Raw genomic sequence first — 1732 nt, forward strand, 5'->3', positions numbered from 1 at the left:
CCCCCCCCCCCCCCCACAACAGCCCTCGCCGCTGCAGAGAAGCACTCCTTGGCAATGCGGGCCTCTTCGCGAGCAGGCTCGCTCCCCCACAATGGTGTGCGGTTATGGCGGGTTCAACTCCACCACACCGCGAACCCGCTGCAGCATGTTGATCAAATGCAACCGCATCGAAGCCCGCGCCGCTTCGCCGTCTCGCCGCGCCAATGCCGCGTAGATCTGCTCGCGTTCACGCACCACCAATGCTCGATTTTCAGTTGTCATCGCTGACACCGCCTGCTGGACCACGGCGATCAGGGTATTGCCCACGTGCGCCATCGCGTCGATAAAAAAGCTGTTGCCAGTGCATTGGGCAATCTGCCGATGGAACTCGAAGTCTGTCCGGGCACGGTCGTCATCCGTTGGGTCAAGGGCATTCGCCGCATCCAGCGCTTCGCGCATTGCCAGCAACTGCTCCGGCGTGGCGCGTTGCGCAGCGATGCCGGCCGCTTCCACTTCCAGGCTCAGGCGCAGTTCGATGACGGCCAGCGCGTCATGGGCGCCGCCCTTGATGTGCTTGCCACCCTGGAAATCACCGGGGCGTGCGGTGTCGACGACGAAGGTGCCGATGCCATGGCGCGTCTCGACCAAGCCTTCGGCCTGGAGCCGCGACATCGCTTCGCGGACCACGGTCCGACTGACGCCGCGCTCCTTGATGATCACCTGTTCGGTTGGCAGTTTGCTGCCCGCTGGCAGCTCGCCTGCGAGTATCTGCTGCGTCAGGTCGACCACCAGTTGCTGAGTCATGCTCAGGCGTCGATCGGTTGTGACACGCTCCATTGCACCTATCCATCAAGCCAGACGATCGCGGCATTATAGCCGCGACCTTATGTCAAAACTCACTATAATGCCCGCTGATCACACTAGGGCACGCCGATGACGGACCAAGCGTTATCTCCATTGAACAAGCCGCGCCGCCTGGCCGAAACACTGGTCGACCGTTTTGCCCAGCGCATGCGCGATGGCATTCTTAAATGCGGCGAAAAGCTCCCCACCGAAGTGCACATCATGGAAGCCGAAGGCGTCAGCCGTTCGGTGGTGCGCGAGGCACTGTCGCGCCTGCAGGCGGCGGGGCTGGTGGAGACACGCCATGGCGTCGGTACGTTTGTCCTGGATATGCCCGCGCCGGAGGGGTTCACCCTCGGGCCGGCGACAATTGCGACGTTGTCGGACGTACTCAATTTGCTGGAGTTTCGCCTGAGCCTGGAAGTGCAGGCCGCCGGCATGGCCGCCGAACGCGCCACGCCACAAGCCCTGGCCGAACTGGCCCAGGCGCTGGAGGCATTGCTGCAAGGGCCGGAGAAATCCGGCACGACAATCAACGCCGACTTCCAGTTCCATCTGAAAATCGCCAAGGCGGCCGGCAATTTCTACCTGATCGACATCATGAAGCACCTCGGCACAAAGCTGATCCCGCGTACCCGGATGAACTCCGCATATTCGGGGCAAAGTGATCGCAGCGCTTACCTGCAGGGGATCAATGCCGAACACCAGCAGATTTTCGATGCCATCGCCAGCCGCAACGTCGACGCGGCGCGGGCGGCCATGTACCTGCACTTGAGCAACAGCCGCATGCGCCTGTGTGAAACCCAACATCGCCAAGCGTTCTACAACGAATAAAACGCTCCACAGCCCCCTGTGGGAGCGAGCCTGCTCGCGAAGACGGTGGCAAATTCAATGCTGATGCAAGCGGGCC

General features: G+C 62.2%; 2 protein-coding genes. One reads left to right on the forward strand and one right to left on the reverse strand.

Features of this window, described 5'->3' with window-relative positions; genetic code table 11:
• Positions 1–102: 102 nt before the first annotated feature.
• On the reverse strand, positions 103–816 hold the full coding sequence (locus ACE04F_RS16950) for a FadR/GntR family transcriptional regulator (RefSeq protein ID WP_486108454.1): 714 nt from the start codon (positions 814–816) through the stop codon (positions 103–105).
• A 96-nt stretch (positions 817–912) separates the two neighbouring features.
• Here ACE04F_RS16950 and ACE04F_RS16955 point away from each other — a divergent pair, with 96 nt between their 5' ends.
• Positions 913–1656, forward strand: a complete 744-nt coding sequence (locus ACE04F_RS16955; RefSeq protein WP_486108456.1) for a FadR/GntR family transcriptional regulator — start codon at positions 913–915, stop codon at positions 1654–1656.
• Positions 1657–1732 lie beyond the last annotated feature (76 nt).

This window comes from Pseudomonas sp. AGC41 (assembly GCF_057334555.1).

Excerpts from the sequence above, each read along its gene's own strand:
- ACE04F_RS16950 (WP_486108454.1), bottom strand. The coding sequence starts at position 816 with ATGGAGCGTGTCACAACCGATCGACGCCTGAGCATGACTCAGCAACTG.
- ACE04F_RS16955 (WP_486108456.1), top strand. The coding sequence starts at position 913 with ATGACGGACCAAGCGTTATCTCCATTGAACAAGCCGCGCCGCCTGGCC.